15 protein-coding genes and 1 pseudogene are annotated in these 25,936 nt (G+C 40.5%); 8 read left to right on the top strand and 8 right to left on the bottom strand.

The window, feature by feature from the left end:
• Positions 1–40 precede the first annotated feature (40 nt).
• Positions 41–700: a phosphoribosyltransferase gene (locus C4E06_RS06080; protein WP_107667247.1), complete on the top strand. Its 660-nt coding sequence runs from the start codon at positions 41–43 to the stop codon at positions 698–700.
• Between the two features lie 6 nt (positions 701–706).
• Here C4E06_RS06080 and C4E06_RS06075 read toward each other — a convergent pair whose 3' ends face one another.
• Complete coding sequence (locus C4E06_RS06075; RefSeq protein ID WP_107667246.1) at positions 707–1,462, bottom strand: class I SAM-dependent methyltransferase; 756 nt, start codon at positions 1,460–1,462, stop codon at positions 707–709.
• Between the two features lie 227 nt (positions 1,463–1,689).
• Here C4E06_RS06075 and dnaK point away from each other — a divergent pair, with 227 nt between their 5' ends.
• Both dnaK and C4E06_RS06065 read left to right on the top strand, forming a co-directional pair.
• The gene (gene dnaK / locus C4E06_RS06070; RefSeq protein ID WP_107667245.1) at positions 1,690–3,933 is read left to right on the top strand and encodes a molecular chaperone DnaK; all 2,244 of its coding nucleotides are present in this window, start codon (positions 1,690–1,692) and stop codon (positions 3,931–3,933) included.
• A 62-nt stretch (positions 3,934–3,995) separates the two neighbouring features.
• The gene (locus C4E06_RS06065; protein ID WP_107667244.1) at positions 3,996–4,877 is read left to right on the top strand and encodes a DnaJ C-terminal domain-containing protein; all 882 of its coding nucleotides are present in this window, start codon (positions 3,996–3,998) and stop codon (positions 4,875–4,877) included.
• Between the two features lie 149 nt (positions 4,878–5,026).
• Here the strand turns inward: C4E06_RS06065 and C4E06_RS06060 are convergent, their stop codons facing one another.
• The 4 genes from C4E06_RS06060 to C4E06_RS06045 form a co-directional block, all read right to left on the bottom strand.
• Complete coding sequence (locus C4E06_RS06060) at positions 5,027–5,266, bottom strand: type II toxin-antitoxin system HicB family antitoxin (RefSeq protein WP_107667243.1); 240 nt, start codon at positions 5,264–5,266, stop codon at positions 5,027–5,029.
• Positions 5,257–5,499, bottom strand: a complete 243-nt coding sequence (locus C4E06_RS06055) for a type II toxin-antitoxin system HicA family toxin (protein ID WP_107667242.1) — start codon at positions 5,497–5,499, stop codon at positions 5,257–5,259. Before C4E06_RS06055 ends, C4E06_RS06060 begins: the two co-directional genes overlap by 10 nt.
• A gap of 176 nt (positions 5,500–5,675) precedes the next feature.
• Positions 5,676–7,670 carry a molecular chaperone HtpG gene (gene htpG, locus C4E06_RS06050; RefSeq protein WP_107667241.1) on the bottom strand — a complete coding sequence of 665 codons (1,995 nt, stop codon included), beginning with the start codon at positions 7,668–7,670 and terminating at the stop codon, positions 5,676–5,678.
• 141 nt (positions 7,671–7,811) lie between these two features.
• Positions 7,812–8,498, bottom strand: a complete 687-nt coding sequence (locus tag C4E06_RS06045) for a hypothetical protein (RefSeq protein WP_198648366.1) — start codon at positions 8,496–8,498, stop codon at positions 7,812–7,814.
• Positions 8,499–8,875: 377 nt separating this feature from the next.
• On the opposite strand from C4E06_RS06045, the gene C4E06_RS06040 reads away from it, so the two are divergent.
• The 5 genes from C4E06_RS06040 to C4E06_RS06020 all read left to right on the top strand — a co-directional run bounded on the left by C4E06_RS06040 (position 8,876) and on the right by C4E06_RS06020 (position 21,118).
• A complete protein-coding gene (locus C4E06_RS06040) occupies positions 8,876–11,914 on the top strand; it encodes a hypothetical protein (protein ID WP_107667239.1) in 3,039 nt (1,012 codons plus the stop codon).
• Positions 11,915–12,057: 143 nt separating this feature from the next.
• Positions 12,058–17,103 carry a Calx-beta domain-containing protein gene (locus C4E06_RS06035; RefSeq protein WP_157951120.1) on the top strand — a complete coding sequence of 1,682 codons (5,046 nt, stop codon included), beginning with the start codon at positions 12,058–12,060 and terminating at the stop codon, positions 17,101–17,103.
• A gap of 95 nt (positions 17,104–17,198) precedes the next feature.
• Positions 17,199–18,029, top strand: coding sequence for a hypothetical protein (locus tag C4E06_RS06030; protein WP_232826175.1), 831 nt, complete (start codon positions 17,199–17,201; stop codon positions 18,027–18,029).
• 487 nt (positions 18,030–18,516) lie between these two features.
• Positions 18,517–20,124, top strand: a complete 1,608-nt coding sequence (locus tag C4E06_RS06025; RefSeq protein WP_107667236.1) for a CTP synthase — start codon at positions 18,517–18,519, stop codon at positions 20,122–20,124.
• A gap of 535 nt (positions 20,125–20,659) precedes the next feature.
• Positions 20,660–21,118 (top strand): DUF29 domain-containing protein, encoded by a 459-nt coding sequence (locus C4E06_RS06020; protein WP_232826174.1) that lies wholly within the window; start codon positions 20,660–20,662, stop codon positions 21,116–21,118.
• Positions 21,119–21,384: 266 nt separating this feature from the next.
• Here the strand turns inward: C4E06_RS06020 and C4E06_RS06015 are convergent, their stop codons facing one another.
• From C4E06_RS06015 to C4E06_RS06005, 3 genes and pseudogenes are all read right to left on the bottom strand, one after another.
• The gene (locus C4E06_RS06015) at positions 21,385–22,521 is read right to left on the bottom strand and encodes a HEAT repeat domain-containing protein (RefSeq protein WP_107667235.1); all 1,137 of its coding nucleotides are present in this window, start codon (positions 22,519–22,521) and stop codon (positions 21,385–21,387) included.
• Between the two features lie 12 nt (positions 22,522–22,533).
• Positions 22,534–24,456 (bottom strand): serine/threonine-protein kinase, encoded by a 1,923-nt coding sequence (locus C4E06_RS06010; RefSeq protein WP_107667234.1) that lies wholly within the window; start codon positions 24,454–24,456, stop codon positions 22,534–22,536.
• Between the two features lie 111 nt (positions 24,457–24,567).
• A pseudogene (locus C4E06_RS06005) lies at positions 24,568–25,936 on the bottom strand (group II intron reverse transcriptase); the annotation flags it as partial.

Raw genomic sequence — 25,936 nt, 5'->3', positions numbered from 1 at the left:
AAAGAAGTTAGGGGAAAACACAATCTAGGGGAAAAATACCATGAATAGTCGCTTTCATGATCGCACAGCAGCAGGACAACAATTAGCCAAGAAATTAACAAGCTATAAAAATCAGAAAAATACGGTGGTTTTAGCTTTACCTAGGGGAGGGGTTCCCGTTGCTTACTGTATTAGCAAAGAATTGAATCTGCCGCTCGATATTTGTTTAGTGAGAAAATTAGGGGTTCCTAACCGTCCAGAATTAGCCATGGGTGCCATTGCTTTAGGAGGGGCAAGAATTCTCAATACAGATGTTATTAATTGGTCAAATATATCCCCTCAAGTGATAGAAGAAGTCACCCAAAAAGAACAAAAAGAATTGCACCGTCGAGAACAAGTTTATCGGGGAGATAAACCCTTTCCTAGAATTTATAATCAGACCGTTATTTTAGTGGATGATGGCATTGCTACCGGTTCAACCATTAAAGCAGCGATCGCTATTATGAAAAAACAGCAAGCCAAAAAGATTATTATTGCTGTTCCCGTTGCACCGCCTTCGGTTTGTCAAGAATTAAGAGGAGAAGTGGATCAAATAGTGTGTTTAACCATGCCAGAATATATGAATTCTATTAGCCTTTGGTACGAAGATTTTACCCAAACCACTGACGAAGAAGTTTGTAGTTTATTATTTCTTGCTCAAGAATATTCATTGACCCATTAATTGAACTCAGATTTTAGCAATTACTAACATTTCATAATCATCGGGTGATAATGAATCATTGCGACTGAAAGCCCCAAGATTTGCGCCAAAAATCTCAATGTTTTTAAAACCTAGTGTTTGTAATAACCAGGTAATTTCCGAGGGGACATAATATCTTTCGTTGCAGTGAATTGTTTTTTGATTGCCGAGATCATCTTCAATATTGAAAATGCTAGACTCTCGAAAGGTCATTAAATCAAAAGAATGTTCTTCTGTGTTTCCAGAATTAAGATTATCATCCATCAACTCTTTAACAGAATGATACAGGGGATATAAAGCATTTAAAGCGGTAAAAATAAACAGCCCACCCGGTTTTAACGCTTTAGCTGCACTGGCCAAAATTTGGTAATTCATTTCATCGGTTTCCATTAAACAGAAACCCCCCTCACACATAATATAGACTAAATCAAACTCATCGACAAAAGGTAAATTTCGAGCATCATATTGATAGAACTCAAGAGATAAGTTTTCTTCTTTCGCTTTTTCTTTTGCCCGATTTAAAAGGGACTCAGATAAATCAATCCCTACCACTTCGTAACCTCTTTTGACCAATTCAATAGAATGTCTACCCGTTCCACAGCCAATATCTAAGATTCGGGTATTTTTGTCATAATTGATTTCTTGTTCGATAAAATCACACTCACCCATCGTGCCATGAGTGAAACCTTCTTGCTCATATTTAAGGGCATAATTCTCAAATAACTCTTCGTACCATTGTTTCATTTTTTTATCTTAATTAATTAAACTTTTTAATCTTATAAAAGATAGTATAATCCCTTTTGATAACTGGTCACTGATAACTGATAACTGATAACTGATGACTGATAACTGTTCACTGCTCACTGATACTGACGACAATTCGATACAATATTGTCAACGAGACTTAATCAAGCTAAACTCTCGAACGAACCAACCGCAATTAAATGGAGTAGCTGGAGAAAAGAATAAACATGGGCAAAGTAGTCGGCATTGATCTGGGGACAACTAATTCTGTCGTTGCCGTAATGGAAGGCGGAAAGCCAGTCGTGATCGCCAACTCAGAAGGAATGCGTACTACCCCTTCTGTGGTTGGGTTTAATAAAGATGGAGAATTGGTCGTCGGACAAATGGCTAGACGACAAGCAGTTTTAAACCCCCAGAATACCTATTACGGGGTGAAACGCTTTATGGGACGAAAGTATGCAGAATTAACCCCCGAATCGAAACAAGTTCCCTACACCATCCGTCGGGATGAATACGGCAACATTAAAATTAAATGTCCTCGTCTCAAGAGAGACTTTGCCCCCGAAGAAATTTCAGCCAAAATTCTCCGTAAACTCGCAGAAGAAGCAGAACGCTACTTAGGGGAACCGGTCACCGGCGCAGTGATCACCGTTCCTGCCTATTTTAACGACTCCCAACGCCAAGCCACTAGAGATGCAGGGAGAATCGCCGGATTAGAGGTTTTACGCATCATCAACGAACCCACCGCAGCGTCATTGGCCTATGGGTTAGATCAACAAATTTCCCAAAAAATCCTTGTGTTTGACTTAGGAGGAGGCACCTTTGATGTCTCCGTCTTAGAAGTGGGTGACGGGGTGTTTGAAGTTAAATCGACCAGTGGGGATACCCAACTCGGCGGCGGAGACTTTGATAAACGCATTGTAGACTGGTTAGCCGAACAATTTTTAGAACAAGAAAAAGTAGACCTTCGTCAAGATAGACAGGCATTACAACGACTCACAGAAGCAGCCGAAAAGGCGAAAATCGAGCTATCAGGGGTCAGTGTCACCGATATTAATCTCCCCTTCATTACTGCCACTGAAGACGGTCCTAAGCACCTAGAAACTCGTCTCACACGCCCTCAATTTGAAGACCTCTGTGCCGATTTAGTCAGTCGTCTGACTCGTCCTATCAAACGGGCTTTAAATGATGCCAGATTAACCCCCGTACAAATTGATGAGGTGGTGTTAGTGGGTGGGGGAACTCGAATGCCCATGATTAAAGCGTTAGTGCGGAGTTTCATTGACAAAGAACCCAACGAAAACGTTAACCCCGATGAAGTGGTAGCAGTGGGGGCCGCCATTCAATCCGGTATTTTAGCAGGGGAAGTCAAAGAAATCTTGTTATTAGACGTGACTCCCTTATCCTTGGGGTTAGAAACCATCGGCGGTGTCACGAAAAAATTAATCCCTCGCAACACCACTATTCCTGTGCGTCGTTCCGACATCTTTTCGACCGGGGAAAATAATCAAACCATGGTAGAAATTCATGTGGTCCAGGGAGAAAGGGAAATGGCCAAAGATAATAAATCCTTGGGACGGTTTAAATTAACGGGGATACCGCCGGCACCGAGGGGCATTCCTCAAGTGCAAGTGGCCTTTGATATTGATGCCAATGGTATTTTGCAAGTGACGGCCCGCGATCGCACGACAGGGAGAGAACAAAGTGTGGTCATACAAGGGGCTTCAACCCTCAGCGAAGGGGAAATTAACCGCATGATCCAAGAAGCCAGTCAATTTGCTGAAGAAGATCGACAACGCAGAGAACGGATCGAAAAACGCAACAAGGCCAAAGCCTTGACCGATCAGGCATTACGGCGATTAAAAGACGTTACCTTAGACTTTGGGACTCAGTTTACCAGTGGGTATCGTCGTCAAATCGAATCCTTAAATGCAGAGATCCTCGACAGTTTGGAGCAAGATGACGAAAGACGCTTAGATCGAGCGCAAGCCGACTTACAAGATGTTTTATATGAACTGAACCGAGAAGTGCGCTTACAATACGATGATGAGGAAGATGAAGGCATTTTTGAGTCCATTCGTAAGACCTTAACGGGAGATGATGAAGACGACTATCCCTATACAACCCGTCGAGGAACTTACGGGGATGACTATGGAATGCCCCGTTATCCAGAACCACGAGATTATGGTTCTCCTCCCCCTCGTTACGATGAGCGTCAAACCTATGGTTCTCCTCCTCCTCGTTATGATGAGCGTCAAACCTACGGTTCTCCTCCCCCTCGTTACGATCGCTATGAAGATGAATATGACGACTGGCAAGAAGAACGCCCTAGTCCGAGATCCCGTCGTCGTCCACCGTCTGAACCGCGCCCATATCCCCCCAGAGAGTCAGATAGCTACTATACCCGCGATCGCTCTCGTCGGATTCCAACGGAAAATCAATGGGATGAAGAGGACGATGATTGGTTCTAAGGTCGTAAGACCATTAAAATAAAAATTCTGACCCGATTCCCATTCCCGTTTTATACTGATATATGCAGCAACTTCGTAACTACTATGCCGTTTTAGGGGTTTCTAGAGATGCCACTGCCGAGGAGATTAAAAAATCTTTTCGCAAACTGGCTCGGCAGTATCATCCTGATGTGAACCCAGGGGATACCACAGCAGAAGAAAAATTTAAGAGTATTAACGAAGCCTACGATATTTTATCCGATGAGACCAAACGGGCTGATTATGATCGCGTCCGTTTCGGCAAAACCAAACGCCGTCCCCCTCGCCCCCAACCTCGTCCCTCTCGTAATGGCAACAATGCCAGTAGTTACAGTCGAGATAGTGAGTTTTGGCGGTTTCAAGACTATAATCCCGGCAGTACCCGACGGGCAAAAGTGGTTAACCCCTCTCGCAGTGCCAGGGATGTAGAAGCTAAGTTAAATATTCCCCTGGAAAAAGCCTATCGGGGGGGACGGGAACGTATTCGCTTAGAAGATGGGCGATCGCTAGAAGTGGATATGCCTTCAGGGATGATTGATGGTCAGAAAATTCGTCTCAAAGGCCAAGGGTTACAAGGGGGGGATCTCTATCTGAAAATTACCATTACCCCTCACGCTTTTTTTGAGTTACGGGGTAGCGATATCGCTTGTCGAGTGCCTGTTACCCCCAGCGAAGCCATTTTAGGGGGTTCGGTGGAGGTTCCTACTATCGATGGTTTAGTGAAAATGACGGTCCCTAAAGGGGTGCGTCCGGGTCAACGGTTACGGTTAGCTAATAAGGGGTATCCCGACGGTTCAGGAAAACGGGGAGATCAACTGGTAGAAATACAAATCGCCATTCCTTCAGAAGTGAGTGAAGAAGAAATCGCTTTATATCAACAAATCAGGGAAAAAGAACAATTTAATCCCCGTCAACACTGGTTATGAAACAGTTAAATCATAGGGTTTAATAACAATAACAGTTAAGCCCTACAAGTTTCAACTGTCATAATATTTAAGTTACCCATATCTCATCAAAATCTTAACATTGAAGAAAATATTTTTACAAAAGTAGGGTATAAAAACAAGATGTAGTGTTATTTTATAAACTTTGATAATTGTTTTTTATGAATAGAAGTGGGAATTTCTTGCTGTTTTTCTTCATAATCTTCTTTGACCATTTCCCAGGTCACTTTTAATTCTTCTAACGCTTCTTGAGGACTATCACCAAATGCAGAAATATTCGGCATTTCTTGAAAATGTGCCAACCAGTCACCTTGTTCATCAACATATAAATTAATAACAAAACCATCAAAATCGTAATTTTCTAAAGACATTCTTCTTCCTCCTGATACTTAATAAATTGTTGAACTTGATAAACTTTTGCTTTACCATCTTTACGAGGTTGAATGGGTAAGACTTTACCCTTGGGTGAACACCATAAACGATGACTTCCCTTTTGACGACTCAATATCCACCCTGTTTGTCTTAATAATCTTTCAAACTCATCAAAAGTAAGATTTTGTGGGCTGTTTATTGCTTTTTGCCATAGTTTTTCTTTCTTTGTCATATTTTAACTAAGTTTATCGGTAATCAATGATTGAACTTTATCAAAATTGACGGATAACGTTATACGTAAATAAAATGATCCTAAAGTTGTCTTGAGATTGATTTGACCAACCGTTTAAAAAAATAGAGTGGAAAATGTCCACCCTACTTTTAATTTTAATCTGAACTAACTGTTAACTATTTAGTCAAACGAGTTAACACTTGATTTGACCGTTCAACAAAGGATTTCATCCCCTCACCATCGAGTCCTTTTTGTGCAATTAAAGCTAAATCGTAGATATGTTGACACAACATTTTGGCCATTTCTGCGGAGGGAGACTCACCCCCTGCTTGAATAATACTTCCCTGACTCAACTGATAGATATTTTCAATCAAAGGATGGGTTGTATTAATCACAAATACGTGTTCTTCTGGGAAGTCCATCACCTGTTGTTGAGAGACAGCCATCATCTCACGAAAACGTCTCATTGCTTCGGGTAATAAGACCATTGCAGGGGGTGTACTTTCGGGACTATCTGATTTTAAAGCTTGGGTTTTGATGTTGACTTTATTATTATTTAAAGCCTTCTCAAAGATTTCCTTAATTTGATCGCTGCGGGTTTTATTGGTGGTGGGATCAACAATTTCATCCGCTTTATCTTGTTGAACTAAAGTATCATCTAATTCCGCATCGACACGGGAGAATTTAACCTCAGAATATTCTCTTTCTAGGAAAGGAATAAAGTAATTTGTATCAATGAAAGAGTCCATAAAGAGGATCTCTAAGCCTTGATTTTTGTAGAGTTCTACATAAGTGGCTTGGGTATCGGGATCAGTACAGTAAAAGATGCGATTTTCATGACGTTCTTTATTCCGTTCTAAGTAAGCGGGTAAGGTAGTATAACCTTCGCTTTCGTAACTAAATTTTTCCTCATTTTCAGTGTTAGAAGTGACATCTTCCCAGAGATCCCCTTCTCCTTCTACTTGCACTTGTGGGGTTTCAGATTCAGATTTTCCACCTACTTTATCGGCTTTATAAGTGGTTTTGTAGATGAGAATATCTTCAACTTGTTTCTTAAACTTATCGTCTTTGAGAGACCCATATTTAATAAAGGTTCCCACATCTTGCCAACATTTTATATATTCTTCTGGAGTTTCGTTATAGATAGATTTGAGGCGATCGGCTATCTTTTTGGCGATATGATTAGCAATACTGCGAACAGTGCGATGATTGGTTAATGCACTCCGAGAAACATTTAAAGGAATATCAGGACTATCAATAACACCCCGTAACGGCATTAAAAATTCTGGGATAATTTCTTCACAGTGATCGTTAACAAAGACCTGATTGCAAAACAGTTTAATATGACCCTGAGAGACATCAACATCAGGACGTAATTTAGGAAAGTATAAAATCCCGTTTAAAAGATAAGGATAATCCGTGTTTAAATGTACCCATAATAAGGGATCTTCTTGAAACGGATAGAGATAACGATAAAACTCTAAATAGTCCTCATCCGTTAAATTTTGGGGGGATTCTTTCCATAATGCTTTTTGTCGGTTAATGGTTTCGTTTTCAAACTTAATAGCAACGGGAACAAAATCAGAATAAGTCTTAACTAATTGACGAATTCTTTGGGGTTCTAAGTATTCTTGTTCATCGTCCATTAAGGTTAATGTAATGGTAGTTCCAATTTGAGTTTTAGAAGATTCTGTTATCTCAAATTCAGGAGAACCATCACAAGACCAATGAACCGCTTTTGCTCCTTCTTTATAAGATAACGTATCAATTTCTACTTGTTTGGCTACCATAAAAGCAGAGTAGAAACCTAAACCAAAATGGCCGATCAAATCATTGGCACTTTTTTGATATTTTTGAACAAATTCTTCTGCACTTGAAAAAGCAACTTGATTGATATATTTTTTGATCTCATCAACGGTCATGCCAATACCGTTATCATAAATAGAAAGGGTTTTATTACTCTTATCCACTGTAATGGTGATTTCGGGTTCAGGAACATCCCCTGATAGTTCCCCTGCTAAAGAAGCCATTTTTAACTTAGAAATGGCATCCACTGCATTAGAAATTAATTCCCGTAAGAAGATTTCATGATCGGTGTAGAGAGACTTCTTAATAATGGGAAAAATATTCTCAGTATGAATGGTAATGTTACCTTTTTCCAGTACCGCCATAGTTTTTCCTTGTTGTTAGAATAGGGTTTACATATTGTCTCTTATCATTGTCTCTGATTTTGACCATTGTTTCATCTTGGGATTATTACACCTCACAGATGTGGATATCCGTACTTATCATGAGTAATGATTTAAGTTGATTTAATATTGAGTCATTTTCTGATTTTGAGCCACTGCATTTTGATATAACCAAGTGGTAGCATAACCCAGTCCATATAATAAAATAGCATCACTACAGGCTCCCACAATGGGGCCAATTCCTGGTATGATTTCCACAACGCTTAAACCGGTTTTGAGCAATCCACCTCCTAATGATAAGTTATATAAGGCAAAATTTTCTCCCCGACGTAAAGGAATTTCTAGGGTTAAGTTATAAGCAGCAGCAAGCTTATAAATCATTTCTACTTGTAGTTTGGTAATGGCTGAAAATTCTAACCCCAATAAAAATAAAGCAAAGGGAGGGATCAAGTTAGTAAAAACACCAACTTTTGCGGCTTCTATCCCCTGTTGTTGAATAATTCTATTGGCTAGTTGATCGGGAGTTTCAGTGGGATATTTTTGCCGTAATTGATCTATATTTGTCTGTATTTGATGATGATCAACTTCTCCTAAAATATACATTAACCACTGTAATCCTATCCAAGGATAAATCTTTTGTAAAATCGGATTTTTAGCTACGTTTTCTAACGCTTTTCCTGTATCTTCTAAACGAGGTCTTAGGTTATGATCTATTTGCTTATAAATTTCATCGTTAATGGTTTTCAACGTTTTTTCAAAGTCGTTATTTAGTTTTTGGTTACTACCAGTCATAAAAGTTGTTATTATCATGTTTCATTTCAATGTTAACAAAAAAAGTAGATTCAGTAGATCACAAAGATTCTAGTGGGAGTTTAGGTAGAATCGAAAGTAAGTCATGGGCCAATATAGAAATTTTATTTTGATGGTGAGAAACGCTGACTAAATCTTCAGTTACGATTATTGTTAAGTTTTGTTAAGAAAAAAAACAACTTATACATGAAAACTAACATTGACTCTGTAAAATCTAATATGAAGTTTTCAATTAGACAAGTTTTTTAGGTAATAAAGGTGATAATTAATCATTATTTTTTGTTACCTTAATCCAATTTTAATTTATTCTAAACAGCTTAACGTGAGGCTGTATTTATTCAATCAAGTTAAATGTTATAGTGTGACAGGAGTTAACAATGGCACTTAGACAATGGGATGGAGACGAAGGTAATGGTCTCTGGAGTTTCGCAACGAACTGGGACAATGATACTCCACTTGCAGATAATGATGACATTGAAATTGGGTCAGGTTTTGGGACGACTATCTTTAATGGTCAAATTAATGGCCAAAATACCTTAACAATTGGCACTTTAACGTCTCAAAGTGCCTTGCAAGTCTCAGCAGGAACCCTAACGGCTACTAACACCTTTGATGTTGATGATAATCTTACCCTAAGCAATGGGACTCTTGAACTTAATGGAACAAGTACCGTTAATACCTTTACCCAAACAGGTGGCACTTTAGAAGGTAGCGGAGTCTTAACCATTAGTGGCAATGCTGAGTGGAACGGAGGAACCCAAAGAGGAACAGGCACTACCGAAGTCGACGGCACTCTCACCTTTGGGGGAACCGGACAGAAGATTTTAGGAGGGAATGGAGAGTCAAGAACCCTAGACATTAATAATGGAGCCATTTGGAATAGCACCAGTAACCTCTTCTTACAAGGGGACTCCATCATTAACAACAATCTGGGGTCAACCTTTGACATCCAAGAAGATAGCAATGGTAATCTTGGTATCTTCAATAATATTGGAGTCAATAATACCTTTAATAATGCTGGAACCCTAGTTAAGTCAGCAGGGGATGACCGTTTTACTATTGGCACGGTTTTCAACAATACAGGAACCGTTGAGGCTAATAATGGCATCTTAGATTTAGGAGGTGGTGGTGACCATACAGGAGATTTCCAAGGAACTGCTACCTTAGAATTTGGAGGGGGAACCCATAATCTTAACAGTGGTAGCAGTGTGACGGGGGATGTTGATATTACTTTCGGTACCGTTAATGTCAATACAGGAGCTACCTACAACACAAATAGAACCGATATTAGTAACGGAACATGGGAAATTGTCAGTGTGGCTACTATCGGCACAGGGAGTCAAACTGGTGGCACTATAACAGGGGCAGGAAACCTACAAGTCACAGGAGACTTCGACTGGGACGGAGGAACTCAAGCAGGAACAGGCACCACCGAAGTCGACGGCACTCTCACCTTTGGGGGAACCGGACAAAAGATTTTAGGAGGGAATGGAGAGTCAAGAACCCTAGAAATTAATAATGGAGCCATTTGGAATAGCACCAGTAACCTCTTCTTACAAGGGGACTCCATCATTAACAACAATCTGGGGTCAACCTTTGACATCCAAGAAGATAGCACGGGCTTTATTGGTATCTTTAACAATATTGGGGTCAATAATACCTTTAATAATGCTGGAACCCTAGTTAAGTCAGCAGGGGATGACCGTTTTACTATTGGCACGGTTTTCAACAATACAGGAACCGTTGAGGCTAACAATGGCATTCTAGACTTAGGAGGAGGTGGTGACCATACAGGAGATTTCCAAGGAACTGCTACCTTAGAATTTGGAGGGGGAACCCATAATCTTAACAGTGGTAGCAGTGTGACGGGGGATGTTGATATTACTTTCGGTACCGTTAATGTCAATACAGGAGCTACCTACAACACAAATAGAACCGATATTAGTAACGGAACATGGGAAATTGTCAGTGTGGCTACTATCGGCACAGGGAGTCAAACTGGTGGCACTATAACAGGGGCAGGAAACCTACAAGTCACAGGAGACTTCGACTGGGACGGAGGAACTCAAGCAGGAACAGGAACTACCGAAGTCGACGGCACTCTCACCATTGGGGGAACCGGACAAAAGTTTTTAGGAGCCTCTGGAGAGTCAAGAACCCTAGAAATCAATAATGGAGCGATTTGGAATAGCACTAACAATCTCTTCTTACAAGGGGACTCCATCATTAACAACAATGTGGGGTCAACCTTTGACATCCAAGAAGATAGCACGGGCTTTATTGGTATCTTTAACAATATTGGGGTCAATAATACCTTTAATAATGCTGGAACCCTAGTTAAGTCAGCAGGGGATGACCGTTTTACTATTGGCACGGTTTTCAACAATACAGGAACCGTTGAGGCTAACAATGGCATTCTAGACTTAGGGGGTGGTGGCGACCATACAGGAGACTTCCAAGGAACTGCTACCTTAGAATTTGGAGGAGGAACCCATAACCTCAGTAGTAATACCACCGTCTCTGTTCGGGATGTACTCTTCAGTGCTGGTACAGTTAATTTAGCAGGAGATTATGCCTTACCCAGTGGCGGTACGACAACAGTTTCAGGGGGAACTGCCAACTTTACGGGAACGATTACAGGCAATAATATCGGCGATGTTACTCTCAGTAATGGCACACTTAACCTAAGTACAGGTAGTAGCGTCACAGCTACCAGTGTTGTCCACACAGCAGGAACTCTGACAGGTAGTGATGATTTAACCGTCACAGGAAACTATGATTGGGACGGAGGAACCCAGAGTGGTACAGGAACTACCGAAGTCGACGGCACCTTGACCATTGGGGGAACCGGACAAAAGTTTTTAGGAGCCTCTGGAGAGTCAAGAACCCTAGAAATCAATAATGGAGCGATTTGGAATAGCACTAACAATCTCTTCTTACAAGGGGACTCCATCATTAACAACAATGTGGGGTCAACCTTTGACATCCAAGAAGATAGCACGGGCTTTATTGGTATCTTTAACAATATTGGGGTCAATAATACCTTTAATAATGCTGGAACCCTAGTTAAGTCAGCAGGGGATGACCGTTTTACTATTGGCACGGTTTTCAACAATACAGGAACCGTTGAGGCTAACAATGGCATTCTAGACTTAGGGGGTGGTGGCGACCATACAGGAGACTTCCAAGGAACTGCTACCTTAGAATTTGGAGGAGGAACCCATAACCTCAGTAGTAATACCACCGTCTCTGTTCGGGATGTACTCTTCAGTGCTGGTACAGTTAATTTAGCAGGAGATTATGCCTTACCCAGTGGTGGTACGACAACAGTTTCAGGGGAACTGCCAACTTTACGGGAACGATTACAGGCAATAATATCGGCGATGTTACTCTCAGTAATGGCACACTTAACCTAAGTACAGGTAGTAGCGTCACACCTACCAGTGTTGTCCACACAGCAGGAACTCTGACAGGTAGTGATGATTTAACCGTCACAGGAAACTATGATTGGGACGGAGGAACCCAGAGTGGTACAGGAACTACCGAAGTCGACGGCACCTTGACCATTGGGGGAACCGGACAAAAGTTTTTCGGGGGGAATGGAGAGTCAAGAACCCTAGAAATTAATAATGGAGCGATTTGGAATAGCACCAGTAGTCTATTCTTACAGGGTGACTCCATCATTAACAACAATGTGGGGTCAACCTTTGACATCCAAGAAGATAGCACGGGCTTTATTGGTATCTTTAACAATATTGGGGTCAATAATACCTTCAATAATGCTGGAACCTTCCTCAAGTCAGCCGGTGATGATAACTTCACCATTAACATTCTCTTCAATAATACCGGGACAGTTGCAGCCAATAATGGCATTTTAACTTTCAGTGGCAACTATACTCAAAGCGCAGGAGATACTCGCCTCGATGGTGGAAGCATTGTTGTTGGTTCTAATCCCCTTGATATTAATGCAGGAAATGTTTCTGGTTTTGGTAGTATTGATGGGGATATTGATAACGACGCAGGGAGAATTACCCCTGGTTTATCGGTAGGTGATATTGCAACGTTAAATATCACAGGGGACTATAGCGAAACCGATTTCTCTAACATTGACATTGAAATTGGTGGCCTCACTAATTTTGATATCCTTGATATTGACGGGACAGCCACCTTAGATGGTACTGTCAACGTTAGCTTGGTTAATGGTTTTACCCCAACCCTCGGTCAAACCTTTGAAATTATTACCTTTGATTCGGCTCCTGATATTGCCACGAATCTTTCCTTTAGTGGGTTAGATATTGGTGGAGGATTAGCATTCGCTCCTGTGTTTAATACCAACGACTTGAGCCTAGTCGTAGTAGAAACCGCCGCCTTATCTGTGAGTGATGTCATTATTTCAGAAGGAGATAATGGAACCACCAATGCAACCTTTAACGTTACCCTGAATGGTGAGACAGATGCCTTCGATGTTGATTTTGCAACAGTTGACGGCACGGCAACCGTGGCAGATGGTGACTATGTAGCTAATAGTGGCACCCTAAGCTTTGATGGCACAGATGGTCAGACTCGCACCGTTACGGTTCAGGTGAATGGGGATAATAAGGTAGAGCTAAATGAAACCTTTGACCTCGTTCTCAGTAACCTTCAAGGTAATGGAACGTTACCAGTTCTCGTGTCTGGCACTGGCACTATCAATAATGATGATAGTGCTAACATCAGCATTGACAATGTGACCCAAAGTGAAGGAAATAATGGCACAACGCCTTTTACCTTTACTGTTACCCTCAACAATGAAGTGGATACTGGGTTATCAGTGGACTTTGCTACCGCCAATGGTTCAGCCACTGTGGCCAATAATGATTATCAAGCTACCAACGGAACCCTCAACTTTACAGGGAATGCAGGGGAAACCCAAACCATTACGGTTGACGTAGTCGGAGATACTACCGTTGAACCGGATGAAACGTTTGTAGTCAACCTCAATAACCTGCAAGCTAACGGACGGAATATTATTCTGAGTGACTCGCAAGGGATTGGAACCATTGAAAATGATGATGGAGCCAATCTTTCCATCACTAATGTTAACTTAGTCGAAGGAGATAATGGGACTCAGCAATTTGTCTTCAGCGTTACTCTCAGCAACACTATTAGTGGCGGTGCAACGGTTGACTTTACCACTGCTGACAACACAGCTACAACCACTGATAACGACTATACTGCCACCAGTGGCACGTTGACTTTTAGCGGTAATGCAGGGGAAGTTGAAACTATTACCGTTGAAGTGAACGGAGATAACAAGGTTGAACTGAATGAAACCTTCTTGGTTAATCTTTCTAATGCGTCGTCAGGAGTAACCATTGCTGATGGACAGGGAACGGGAACCATTGTTAATGATGATGTTGCCAGCTTAAGTATTAGCGATGTCACCCTCAGCGAAGGAAACAACGGCACTCAACTCTATACCTTTACCGTCACCTTAGATGAAGCGGTTGATACAGGGTTTACGGTTGATTATGCTACAGCGAACAATACAGCTAGTATAGGAGATGGTGACTACACGGCGGTTAATGGCACTTTAACCTTTGCTGGTAATGCTGGTGAAACCCAAACCATTACGGTTGAAGTGAATGGAGATAACAAAGTAGAACTCGATGAAACCTTCTTTGTTAATCTCTCTAATCTACAAAACAGTGGTCGCAATGTTGTTATTACTGACGGACAAGGTGTCGGAACGATTAACAACGATGATAGTGCTTCTTTGAGGATTAACAACGTCACTCAAAGCGAAGGGAACAGTGGCACCACTACTTATACTTTTGATGTCACCTTAGATAACGAAGTGGACACAGGGTTATCCCTTGACTTTGACACAGCCGATGATACGGCCACTGTTGCTGATAATGATTACACGGCTAATAATGGCACCCTTAACTTTACAGGGAATGCAGGGGAAGTCCAAACCCTTACCGTTGAAGTGAATGGAGACACCATCGTTGAACCCAATGAAGATTTCTTGGTTAACCTGTCTAACCTCAATGCTAATGGCCGTGATGTAACCATTAGTGAGGCTCAAGGCATTGGAACCATTGAAAACGATGATGGTGCCGGCTTCTCTATCAGTAACGCCACCGTCACCGAAGGAGATAATGGCACTCAAACCTTAACCTTTGATGTCACCCTCAATAATGCTGTTAGTGGTGGCGCAAGTGTGGACTTTGACACAGCTAATGGAACGGCTACCACAGCAGATGGGGATTATACGGCTAATAGTGGCACTTTAACCTTTGTTGGTAATGCAGGGGAAACCCAAACTATTACGGTTGAAGTGAATGGAGATAACAAGGTTGAACTCAATGAAACCATCTTGGTTAACCTTTCTAATGCCATCGGAGCCGATATTGTAGACGGACAAGGTGTTGGAACCATTAGCAACGACGATAGTGCTTCTTTGAGGATTAACAACGTCACTCAAAGCGAAGGGAACAGTGGCACCACTACTTATACTTTTGATGTCACCTTAGATAACGAAGTGGACACAGGGTTATCCCTTGACTTTGACACAGCCGATGATACGGCCACCGTTGCTGATAATGATTACACAGCTAATAATGGCACCCTTACCTTTACAGGGAATGCAGGGGAAGTCCAAACCCTTACCATTGAAGTTAATGGAGACACCATCGTTGAACCCAATGAAGATTTCTTGGTTAACCTGTCTAACCTCAATGCTAATGGCCGTGATGTAACCATTAGCGATGCTCAAGGCATTGGAACCATTGAAAACGATGATGGTGCCGGCTTCTCTATCAGTAACGCCACCGTCACCGAAGGAGATAATGGCACTCAAACCTTAACCTTTGATGTCACCCTCAATAATGCTGTTAGTGGTGGCGCAAGTGTGGACTTTGACACAGCTAATGGAACGGCTACCACAGCAGATGGGGATTATACGGCTAATAGTGGCACTTTAACCTTTGCTGGTAATGCAGGGGAAACCCAAACTATTACGGTTGAAGTGAACGGAGATAACAAGGTTGAACTCAATGAAACCATCTTGGTTAACCTTTCTAATGCCATCGGAGCCGATATTGTAGATGGACAGGGAACAGGAACCATTGTTAATGACGATAGTGCTTCTTTGAGTATTAACAACGTCACTCAAAGCGAAGGAAATAGTGGCACCACTGCTTATACTTTTGATGTCACCTTAGATAACGAAGTGGACACAGGGTTATCCCTTGACTTTGACACAGCCGATGATACGGCAACCGTTGCTGATAATGATTACACAGCTAATAATGGCACCCTTACCTTTACAGGGAATGCAGGGGAAGTCCAAACCATCACCATTGAAGTTAATGGAGACACCATCGTTGAACCCAATGAAGATTTCTTGGTTAACCTGTCTAACCTCAATGCTAATGGCCGTGATGTAACCATTAGCGATGCTCAAGGCATTGGAACCATTGAAAACGATGACGGTGCCGGCTTCTCTATCAGTAACGCTACCGTAACAGAAGGGGATAATGGCACTCAAACCTTAACCTTTAATGTCACCCTCAATAATGCGGTTAGTGGTGGCGCAAGTGTGGACTTTGACACAGCTAATGGAACGGCTACCACAGCAGATGGGGATTATACGGCTAATAGTGGCACTTTAACCTTTGTTGGTAATGCAGGGGAAACCCAAACTATTACGGTTGAAGTGAACGGAGATAACAAGGTTGAACTCAATGAAACCATCTTGGTTAACCTTTCTAATGCCATCGGAGCCGATATTGTAGACGGACAAGGTGTTGGAACCATTAGCAACGACGATAGTGCTTCTTTGAGTATTAACAACGTCACTCAAAGCGAAGGGAACAGTGGCACCACTACTTATACTTTTGATGTCACCTTAGATAACGAAGTGGACACAGGGTTATCCCTTGACTTTGACACAGCCGATGATACGGCAACCGTTACTGATAATGATTACACAGCTAATAATGGCACCCTTAACTTTACAGGGAATGCAGGGGAAGTCCAAACCATCACCATTGAAGTGAATGGAGACACCATCGTTGAACCCAATGAAGATTTCTTGGTTAACCTGTCTAACCTCAATGCTAATGGCCGTGATGTAACGATTAGCGAGGCTCAAGGCATTGGAACCATTGAAAACGATGATGTACCTTCAGGCCCGATAGAAATCAATGGCACAGCCGGTCGAGATAGCCTGATGGGAACTGCTGAAAGTGAAATTATCACTGGGTTTGCAGGTAGTGATATGCTGACTGGTATGGGAGGCGCTGATGTGTTTGCTTTCCAAAATGTTGATGATGGCTTAGATTTAATTTCTGATTTTGAATTAGGTCTAGATGTTATTGATCTCTCGCAACTTCTCAGTAACGACACTGACTTTAACCCGTTTGGTCAAAATCCCCTTGACTTAGGCTATGTACAAATCGGTTCCTTTGCTGGTTTTACCACCATCGGCATTGATATAGATGGCTCGGCTGGTGCTAATAGTTATGTCAGAACCTTGGCGGTTGTACAGGGAACCGGTGTTGCTCCCAATACCCTTAACGATCCCAATAACTTTATTTTTGCTTCTGCTCTTGATTAAAAATTTCTCAAGTGACCTATTAATAATAGGCCACTTTTTCTCATTTTCAGTCTGACGATTAACCACTTTATCCCAACTCATTTTCTTGGAGATTTATGACAATGAACCCTCAAAACCTTCAATCTTTGAAGAAAACTACGGCTTTTAAAGTATCAGTTGCTATGCTGCCAATTCTGACTATTAGTAGCTTAATAATATCCCCATTGGCTCAGGCTGCACAGCTTAATCCTGGTTTTGAAAATGGTCTAGCCAATTGGACACCTAGTGGTGATGTTAGCCTTGATACTGGACTTATTGGTAGTGGGCCTTTATTTGGTAATTCTCAGGCATTGTTAACAACAGCTTCGTTGGAACAAGATGATTTTCCCTTTGTGGCTGGAGCGTTTAATTTTTCAGGAAATTCTGCTGTTTCAACTGGTTCCCCTTCCGATCTAGAAACCGCATTAGGTTTATCACCAGGAGACTTAGATATATCTCCATTTTTACAAGCTTTTGAAGGATCGGCTATTGTTCAAAGCTTCACGGTTGAAGAAGGAGAAACTATCAGTTTTAGTTGGAATTTTTTAACTAATGATTCTAATTCTGATTTTCCATTGACTCTTGGAAGTCCGAGAGATTATGCTTTCATTGTGCTTGATGGCACAATTACAACCCTTGCTGATACCAATTCATCCTTCTTATCTTCTTCTAGTACCCTTTTTAACCAAGAAACGGGATTCCAAACATTTACCTCAAATCCTCTAACTGCTGGCGTTTACACTTTGGGTATTGGCATTGTGGACATCCAAGATACGGCTTCAACTTCTGCACTACTAATTGATGCACCCCAAGAAACACCCGTCACGACATCTGAACCCAGTTCTAAACTAGGTTTATTGTTATTAATCACCCTTGGGGTAAGTTCTTTAGTTAAGAGATGGAGTTAAGTCACATCTGAAATTTTTTTAATGAAGTTGAACCAAGATTTTGTTTTAATCAACATCTTGGCTCAACTACCCATCTTGCACCAAGAAAAGTTCAGTTGAGGAATGATGGCTAAAACTCATATCTTGCATTTTCGATTAAATTAGCTAGTTTAGAAAGGGAATGAGCAATGGGCAATAGCGAGTGTTTAATTTTGATGCCTTATCCTTAAAAATTGATTACCCTCTCATTATTATTAATCTGAGTTCGATATAACTCCCTCACACTTGAAAGTATTAGCCATCATTAGGAACTTTTTTAAGTATGCAGAAAACGAGATTTTTCCCTATTTATCATAAATAATAATCCTAAGAAGAAGTTGATCAATGGGTCATTTATTTGGCTAAAATATTAAGTACAAGGAATTTCTGAAAGGCAACAGATGTCTGTTGATCATTGAGTATACTTTTAGTGACTATTGTCTTGATCCTCTAATCTACAATAATTTTTATGACTAAGTTTGTCTTTGTGACGGGTGGGGTTGTTTCGAGTATCGGTAAAGGTATTGTAGCAGCGAGTCTAGGCTGTTTATTCAAATCCAGAAATTATTCTGTTTCGATCCTCAAACTTGACCCCTATATTAACGTTGATCCTGGTACCATGAGTCCTTATCAACACGGAGAGGTATTTGTCACCGATGACGGGGCCGAAACCGATTTAGACTTAGGCCATTATGAACGGTTTACCGATACTCCCATGTCCCGTCTCAACAGTGTCACCACCGGATCAATTTATCAAGCGGTTCTCAATAAAGAACGACGGGGGGCCTACATGGGGGGAACCGTACAAGTGATTCCCCATATTACCAACGAAATTAAAGAACGTATCCATCGGGTAGCGAGAAATACCAATCCTGATATTGTTATCACCGAAATCGGGGGAACAGTGGGAGATATCGAATCTTTGCCCTTTTTAGAAGCTATTCGTCAGTTTCGGAAGGATGTAGGACGAAATAACGTCCTCTATATGCACGTTACGCTGATTCCTTGGATTCGGGCCGCCAGGGAAATGAAGACCAAACCGACTCAACACTCCGTTAAAGAGTTGCGATCGATTGGTATTCAACCGGATGTGTTGGTGTGTCGTTGCGATCGCCCTCTCAAAGAAGGGATGAAGGAAAAACTCTCAGAATTTTGTGATGTCCCTGTCGAATCGGTAATTACGGCGCAAGATGCCAGTAGTATTTACGAAGTGCCGCTAGTGGTAGAAAAAGAAGGGTTAGCCCAACAAACCCTAGAATTATTACACCTCGAACCCCGTAAACCGGATTTAAGTCAATGGCAAACCCTCATCCAACGAATGCAGGCCCCCAAACGACACATTGAGGTGGCCTTAGTAGGGAAATATGTTCAACTTAGCGATGCTTATTTGTCGGTAGTTGAATCTTTGGTTCATGCTGGTATTGCTACCGATAGCGAGGTTAAGTTACGGTGGGTGAGCGCGGAAGATATTGAAAATTATGGCGCGGATAAATACTTAAATGATGTCAGTGGAATTATCGTTCCGGGTGGGTTTGGAATTCGTGGGGTCGATGGTAAAGTAAGGGCCATTGAATACGCTAGAAAGGAAAAAATTCCCTTTCTGGGCCTCTGTTTAGGAATGCAATGTGCGGTCATTGAATGGGGCCGCAATGTTGCCGGTTTAAATAGTGCCAATAGTGCCGAATTTGAACCAGAAACCACTAATCCTGTTATTAATCTGTTACCGGAACAACAAGACGTGGTGGACTTAGGGGGAACCATGCGTTTAGGACTATATCCCTGTCGTATTACCCCTGATACCTTGGCGGCTTCTTTATATAGACAGGAAGTTATTTATGAACGTCACCGACATCGTTATGAGTTTAATAATGCTTACCGCAATTCGTTGCTTGAAACCGGGTATAAAGTCAGTGGAACCTCTCCTGATGGACGTTTAGTGGAGATTATTGAATTCTCGGATCATCCCTTTTTTATTGCCACTCAATTTCACCCCGAATTTAGATCCCGTCCTAACTGCGCTCATCCTTTATTTTTAGGGTTTGTTAAGGCTGCCATTGACCAAACTAAAAGCAGTTAATGACAAGAAAAATGGTGGATATTTTGCAAAAAAAGAAGAAAATGCAACAAATACTAACAGAAACTTGACAAAAGATCGGGAGGCATAACAATATTTATGTAATTGTTCATAAGTTGAGGAATGTTATGCAGATTATCCAATCTTTAACCTCCCTTTCTGTTGCAGCACTTGGGGGTACAGTTCTCAGTTTTGTTAGTTAAGAAGTTAAAAAAGTAGAATCATTAAATCATCAACATTAATATTTGGTCTGAGGATGAGTTACTATAATATTGCTCATCCTTTTTTTATTTATCATATATAACTCATATCTTGCACCTTCGCTAAAACTAGCTAGTTTAGGGAGGCAAGAGGCAAGAGCGGTGAGACCCCGCGCCTTCGCATCTGCGCAAGGGAACGCTCACCAAGACAGGCAAAAGTGTTCAATTTTGATGCTAAATTATTCACAATTGACTACCTTGTCATAATTATTAAGTTTATTTGTTTTGGTGCAAGATGTGAGTATAATATAATTAGTTAAAGAAATAGGGAAATATTCATGGTACAAATACCATCTCAATCTAACCTAAGAGAATTACATGAAGTAGACGATTATCTGTGGATACAAAAAACTATTAAACTTTTAAAAGAAAAAAAATTTAATGAGTTAGATATAGAAAATTTAATTGAGGAATTAGACGACTTGGGTAGAGAGAGAAAAAACAAAGTAGAAAGTTTACTAAGGCAGATCATAATTCATCTTTTGTTGTTAGAATATTGGTCAAAAGAATCTCAATATAATGCCTCTCACTGGAAAGCAGAAATTACTGAATTTAGATTTCAGATAAATGGTATCTTAACCAAAAACTTACAAAAATTTTTAGTTAGCAGATTTGAATTAATTTATCAAAATAGTCTTAAATATACTAAAATAAAAACTGAGCTTGATACTTTTCCTCCAAAATGCCCTTATACTCTAGAACAATTGTTAGATGAAGATTGGTTCCCGACAAAATGATAGGTGAGATTGGCTAAAAAAGTCAAAAAGTTGATATTGATATGATTTATAGTTCAATTTATTGAACGCTATTTGTTAGCCTTGAAATTAATTTCAAGGCGGTTAATGGGGGTGGTGTAAGATGTGAGTTTAAGGCAATGGTTCTCTAATTTCTAAACAAGTTCAAAAATATCTATTTTCAATGGTGGGTTACGACTAATAAAAACCCTTAGTAGTTATTTTAAATTATCATCACGCCTAACCCAACCTACAAGTACAACTACTTATTATTTAATTCCAGCTTTTTTCAAACCTGCGATCGCGTGTAATTTAACAGATTTATTAGGGTCATTGGCTAGTTTTTCAAGGCAATTAATGGCTGTTTTACCCCCTAATTCTCCTAAAGAAACGGCTATCTCTTGTTTTATTTTAGGTTGTTGAGTGATGGGGGTGTTTGATGCTAAAAAATCGATTAAAATTTGAGTAGCTTGATGTCTAACTATGTCGCTTTTTTGAGTCCCTAATAAACGAATTATTATTAAACAAACTTCTAAATTTTCTCTAGATAATGCTTGTTTTAAATTAATTAAAGCTTGAGGTGATTCCGTCCAACTTAATCCTTGGATAACTGCTTTTTTTAGCTCTATAGGGGTTGTTTCTTTGTTAAGAATAATCCCTAATTCTTCTATCGCTTCATCGCTTTTAATGCGTCCTAAACTCAGGGCAGTTTCTTGACAAATAGACAATTTTATGTCATAAAGTAATGGTTTTAAACTTTGAATGATGTTAAATTCTGTTGTTAATTCTGATTGCATTCCTAGAATAATAATAGCTTCTTTACGAACCGTAGAAACAGGATCATTTAAGGCTTGAATAAAGATAGGAATCAATTCTTTTCGATGAAAACTTCCTAAGCATTCTAAAGCGATCGCTCGAATTTCTGGGTTAGGATCATTAACTACTTTTAGCACAGGTTTGATAGTCTCTGAATGACGAATTTGTCCTAATGCTTTAACAGCCAATAATCTAGAAGATTCATCCTTTTCTAATAATGTTTCTAAACTATTTATAGCAGAAATACCCATCTTCCCTAACCCTTCTGCTAATATAGTTGAAAGTTCTTCTTCTTCTGTGGTTTGTAATAGTCGAGTAAAAGAAATAATTATTTTTATATCATTAAAATCAGACAAAATCCGAGCAGCAAACCAACGATGTTCAATGTCAATCTTTTCATTTTCTAAAATATTTAATAAAGGAGTAATAATCTTTTCTCCCAGTTTTGGCAACAATTTTGCTACTTCCCAACGTTGCTGAAAATCTCCTGATTCTAACAAGAACAATCCTAATTTAATTAGATCATAATCTTCATTATTATTACTATAAATTGCTGTTTTAAAGTTTTGTAATGCATCATCATTATTCATAAAATCAATCTCTTAATCTATAATAGTAATCTTCAGGTCATAATTAGTAGGTTTTTTATTTTTTGAGACAACAGTAAACTCATAATACCCACTTTCGATCAGTCTTCCTGACCATTGATGAGTTGAAGAATCTTCTAGTATATTATTGTTACCGGTCGGAGAATAAATAGAGAGGAGTAAATGGCGATCACCTTCTAATTTTACCTCCATGCTTTGGTAAGCATTTAAGTTAGCAACATAAGCATTTCCTTGGCCTGGTTCTAATCGTTTTCGACGTTGAATGATTCTATCTTGCTGTAGTTCAATTCCTATCCTTTCGTAATTATCCCCTGCTTGTAATTTTGCAATCGTATCTGCAATTATAGCATTCCAGATTTGACCGATCGGTTTATCAATAAATTCCTTATTTTCTTGCTCAGGAAAAGCCGCAAAAAAACGACCATCCACTAAATCATATAAAGCACGACTACTTAAATATAAACCATTAGCTTGTTGTTTCCAAATTGTCCGTTCACTTTGGCTATAACCGCCGATTCCTTCTAATGATTCAGAACTCAAAGATTCTAGAGTTGTTAATACTTGACTAGCGGTTTCATCCCATCTATTTCGCCAAGAAGCATCATCTTTTTGATTACTTAAAATTTTATTTCGCTGACTGGGATATTTTTCCCAAAATAATTCATCAACCACCGCCACAAACCAACTATGATCTAATCCTAACTGACGACGACGGGTGCGTATTTCTGTTTTACGTTGTAACTCTTGATCACTAATTGTTGGGGTTGAGGGTTCCTCAGAAAAAACGGGTTTGGGTTGACTGTTTTCTTGAGCATTGAGGATTTGAGAAATCCATAATTTCCCTGCCCACCATCCCATGGTTCCTGAGCCTAAGATTAGCATTAAAAGTAAAAATAACTTACCTAAACAGCCAGTAAGGGGACTATTTTTGCTGTTCGTTACTGTCATATTGGGTTCTGTTTTTTGCTTAGGGGAAATGGTCACTTTTGGCGAGGAAGTCTGAGGCATTATAGCAGACTTTACCACCAGGGTGGGAGGAGTCATGGGTTGAGGAGAAGACTGAGTAAGGACGTGAAGAACGTCTCTAGCTGAAGTATAGCGATCGCTTGGATGTTTAGCCAACATTTTCAGTAAAATCTGGCTTAAATGAGGACTGATGGCTACCTCTGGGGGTAAACGCCAGTTCAAACTCTGCCGGTCTTGTAATTGTAAGGCTTCTTGTCCCGTCAGTAACACACACGCTGTGGCCGCTAAACTGTATAAATCACTATTGGCAGTGACGATCCCTTTTTCGATCTGTTCCTGGGGTGCATACCCCGGTTGACCGACCTGTATAATTTTACTGGTTAATAATTCTGGATGTTTAAAATAGGTATTAGCAATAGTCGATAGTTGCTTAACGCTCCCAAAATCGATTAAAACGGGTAAGTTATCATCTTGACGACAAATGATATTTTTCGGGGTAAGATCCCGATGAATAATACCTTTTTCATGAAGGTAATCCAGAACGGGTAAAACATCTAATAAAAATTGTTTGATTTCTCTTTCCGTCAATCCTTTCCCTTCTTTTAGTCGTTGCTGTAATTGTTGATCATAAGTAACTCCTTGTACATAATCTTGTACTAAAAAAAGGGTGGTTTTTTCTTTATATTGGCAAGAAAATAATTCCCGAAAACGAGGGATTTGAGGATGTTCTAACTGATAAAGAATTTGTGCTTTGCGTTGAAATAGTTCTTCTGTTTTTTTCAGGGCGAAAGGATCATTGACATCGGGAGCAAATTCTTTGAGAATACATAAGTCATTGAAGCGATGACTATCTTGGGCTAAATAGGTTCTCCCTAGCTTTCCTTGACCTAGTTGGCGTAAAATCTGAAAGCGATCGTGTACCGTGGTTTGAGGTGGTAGCCCAGTATTCATAACAAAACTCAAAAATTTAAACGAATGGTGTTAAAGATTAGGGGTCGAGAAAGGAGTCGCCTCCTTCCCCTCCCATTCCAAACCGAACGTGGGTAGAGTCGAGGGAAGCTATCATGCTTCGCCCCTCTCTGTGAAATCCGAGCGTGCGGGTTTCCCTGCACTCGGCTTCCGAAAACCTTGGTCTTTCCGTCCTTTGCTCATGTGAGTATAATGATGACAACTGTTATGGATTGCTAAGAGGTTCTTAGGTCTCCAATTGTTGTGGTTGCCGTCGATGTGGTGCAATTCTACTTTTTCATCGTCGATGAATTTCAGACCACAATAACCACATGAATGGTTTTGTCGGCGAAGTGTTTTTGCTGTACTTCCATCGTAGAGGACACTGTTTCTCTTTGACCAGTAGTTTATATCTCCGTCGTAGGGTGATTTAGTCCCTTTGACGTTGGCAAAACTGTTCTCCGAGTAACTAATGTTTGGAAAGGCTCTTTTAATCAATTCTATTGCTTGGTATCGGTTGATGGTCTTTTGTTTTTTGAACTTTTTGAAGGTTCTTCGACTCAAGTGCCATAGGCTAAACCTTGAGCCGTCCATTTTGCAATATTTATGGTAGTTGCGCCATCCTCTTACAATGGGAGCGAGTTTGATTGTTTTTACCTTCGCCCCATAATTAGAGTTGTTGACGATGTGTTTGACTTTATCACGGAATGCTTTGAAATTTTCCACTGAGGGAATGCTTTTAAATTTTCCGTTGTGTTTCTGGACATAGAAATGCCATCCTAGGAAGTCAAATCCATCTATCGAGGCTGTTACTTTAGTTTTCTTCTGGCTAATTTCCATTCCTCTTTGAGCGAGAAATTCCTCTACTTGGGCAAGTATTGATTCCGCATCATCTTCTGGTTTGAGAACATACACCATATCATCAGCATATCTGACACATTTGGAATAAGTTATGCCCCTGCTTCTAAATTCCCCGATTTTTTCGATGCCATTGAGAGCGATATTTGCCAATAAAGGTGAACAAACACCTCCCTGTGGTACTCCTTGATTGGGAAATTCTGGGTTAACTCCTGCCTTAAGGCATTTGCGTAACCCTTTGATGACAGATTCGGGAGCAATCACTTGTTCTAATATAGTTTGGTGTGATATGCGGTCGAAGCATTTGCTGATATCAAGTTCAAGAACTCTTTTATCAATTCCATTAGTGCTTTTTCTGAGATGTAGAAACAGGGCTTTTTGTGCGTCGTGTGCGCTTCGCCCTGGTCTAAACCCGTAGCTCCTGGGATGGAATGTGCTTCATGGGCTGGTTCTAGAGCGTATTTGACAAGACATTGCCATGCTCTGTCGGCGATGGTTGGGACTTTTAGGATTCGTTTGGTTCCGTCCTTTTTGGGGATGGGGATTTCTCGTAATCCTTGATGTTTCCAGGTCTTTGTCTTGAGTTTCAGGGTTTCTTCTAACTCAAATCGTTCTTTGAACGTCA

Source organism: Cyanothece sp. BG0011, from assembly GCF_003013815.1.
In the GTDB taxonomy this organism is placed as follows: Bacteria; Cyanobacteriota; Cyanobacteriia; order Cyanobacteriales; family Microcystaceae; genus Crocosphaera.
This window is presented reverse-complemented; position numbering and strand designations above follow the sequence as displayed.

Bases quoted from the DNA above. Each gene is read 5' to 3' on its own strand.
- C4E06_RS06010 (WP_107667234.1), bottom strand. From the start codon at position 24,456: ATGAATACTGGGCTACCACCTCAAACCACGGTACACGATCGCTTTCAG.
- C4E06_RS06045 (WP_198648366.1), bottom strand. From the start codon at position 8,498: ATGATAATAACAACTTTTATGACTGGTAGTAACCAAAAACTAAATAAC.
- dnaK (WP_107667245.1), top strand. From the start codon at position 1,690: ATGGGCAAAGTAGTCGGCATTGATCTGGGGACAACTAATTCTGTCGTT.
- C4E06_RS06080 (WP_107667247.1), top strand. From the start codon at position 41: ATGAATAGTCGCTTTCATGATCGCACAGCAGCAGGACAACAATTAGCC.
- htpG (WP_107667241.1), bottom strand. From the start codon at position 7,670: ATGGCGGTACTGGAAAAAGGTAACATTACCATTCATACTGAGAATATT.
- C4E06_RS06060 (WP_107667243.1), bottom strand. From the start codon at position 5,266: ATGTCTTTAGAAAATTACGATTTTGATGGTTTTGTTATTAATTTATAT.
- C4E06_RS06020 (WP_232826174.1), top strand. From the start codon at position 20,660: ATGGTACAAATACCATCTCAATCTAACCTAAGAGAATTACATGAAGTA.
- C4E06_RS06040 (WP_107667239.1), top strand. From the start codon at position 8,876: ATGGCACTTAGACAATGGGATGGAGACGAAGGTAATGGTCTCTGGAGT.
- C4E06_RS06065 (WP_107667244.1), top strand. From the start codon at position 3,996: ATGCAGCAACTTCGTAACTACTATGCCGTTTTAGGGGTTTCTAGAGAT.
- C4E06_RS06075 (WP_107667246.1), bottom strand. From the start codon at position 1,462: ATGAAACAATGGTACGAAGAGTTATTTGAGAATTATGCCCTTAAATAT.
- C4E06_RS06015 (WP_107667235.1), bottom strand. From the start codon at position 22,521: ATGAATAATGATGATGCATTACAAAACTTTAAAACAGCAATTTATAGT.
- C4E06_RS06030 (WP_232826175.1), top strand. From the start codon at position 17,199: ATGACAATGAACCCTCAAAACCTTCAATCTTTGAAGAAAACTACGGCT.
- C4E06_RS06025 (WP_107667236.1), top strand. From the start codon at position 18,517: ATGACTAAGTTTGTCTTTGTGACGGGTGGGGTTGTTTCGAGTATCGGT.
- C4E06_RS06055 (WP_107667242.1), bottom strand. From the start codon at position 5,499: ATGACAAAGAAAGAAAAACTATGGCAAAAAGCAATAAACAGCCCACAA.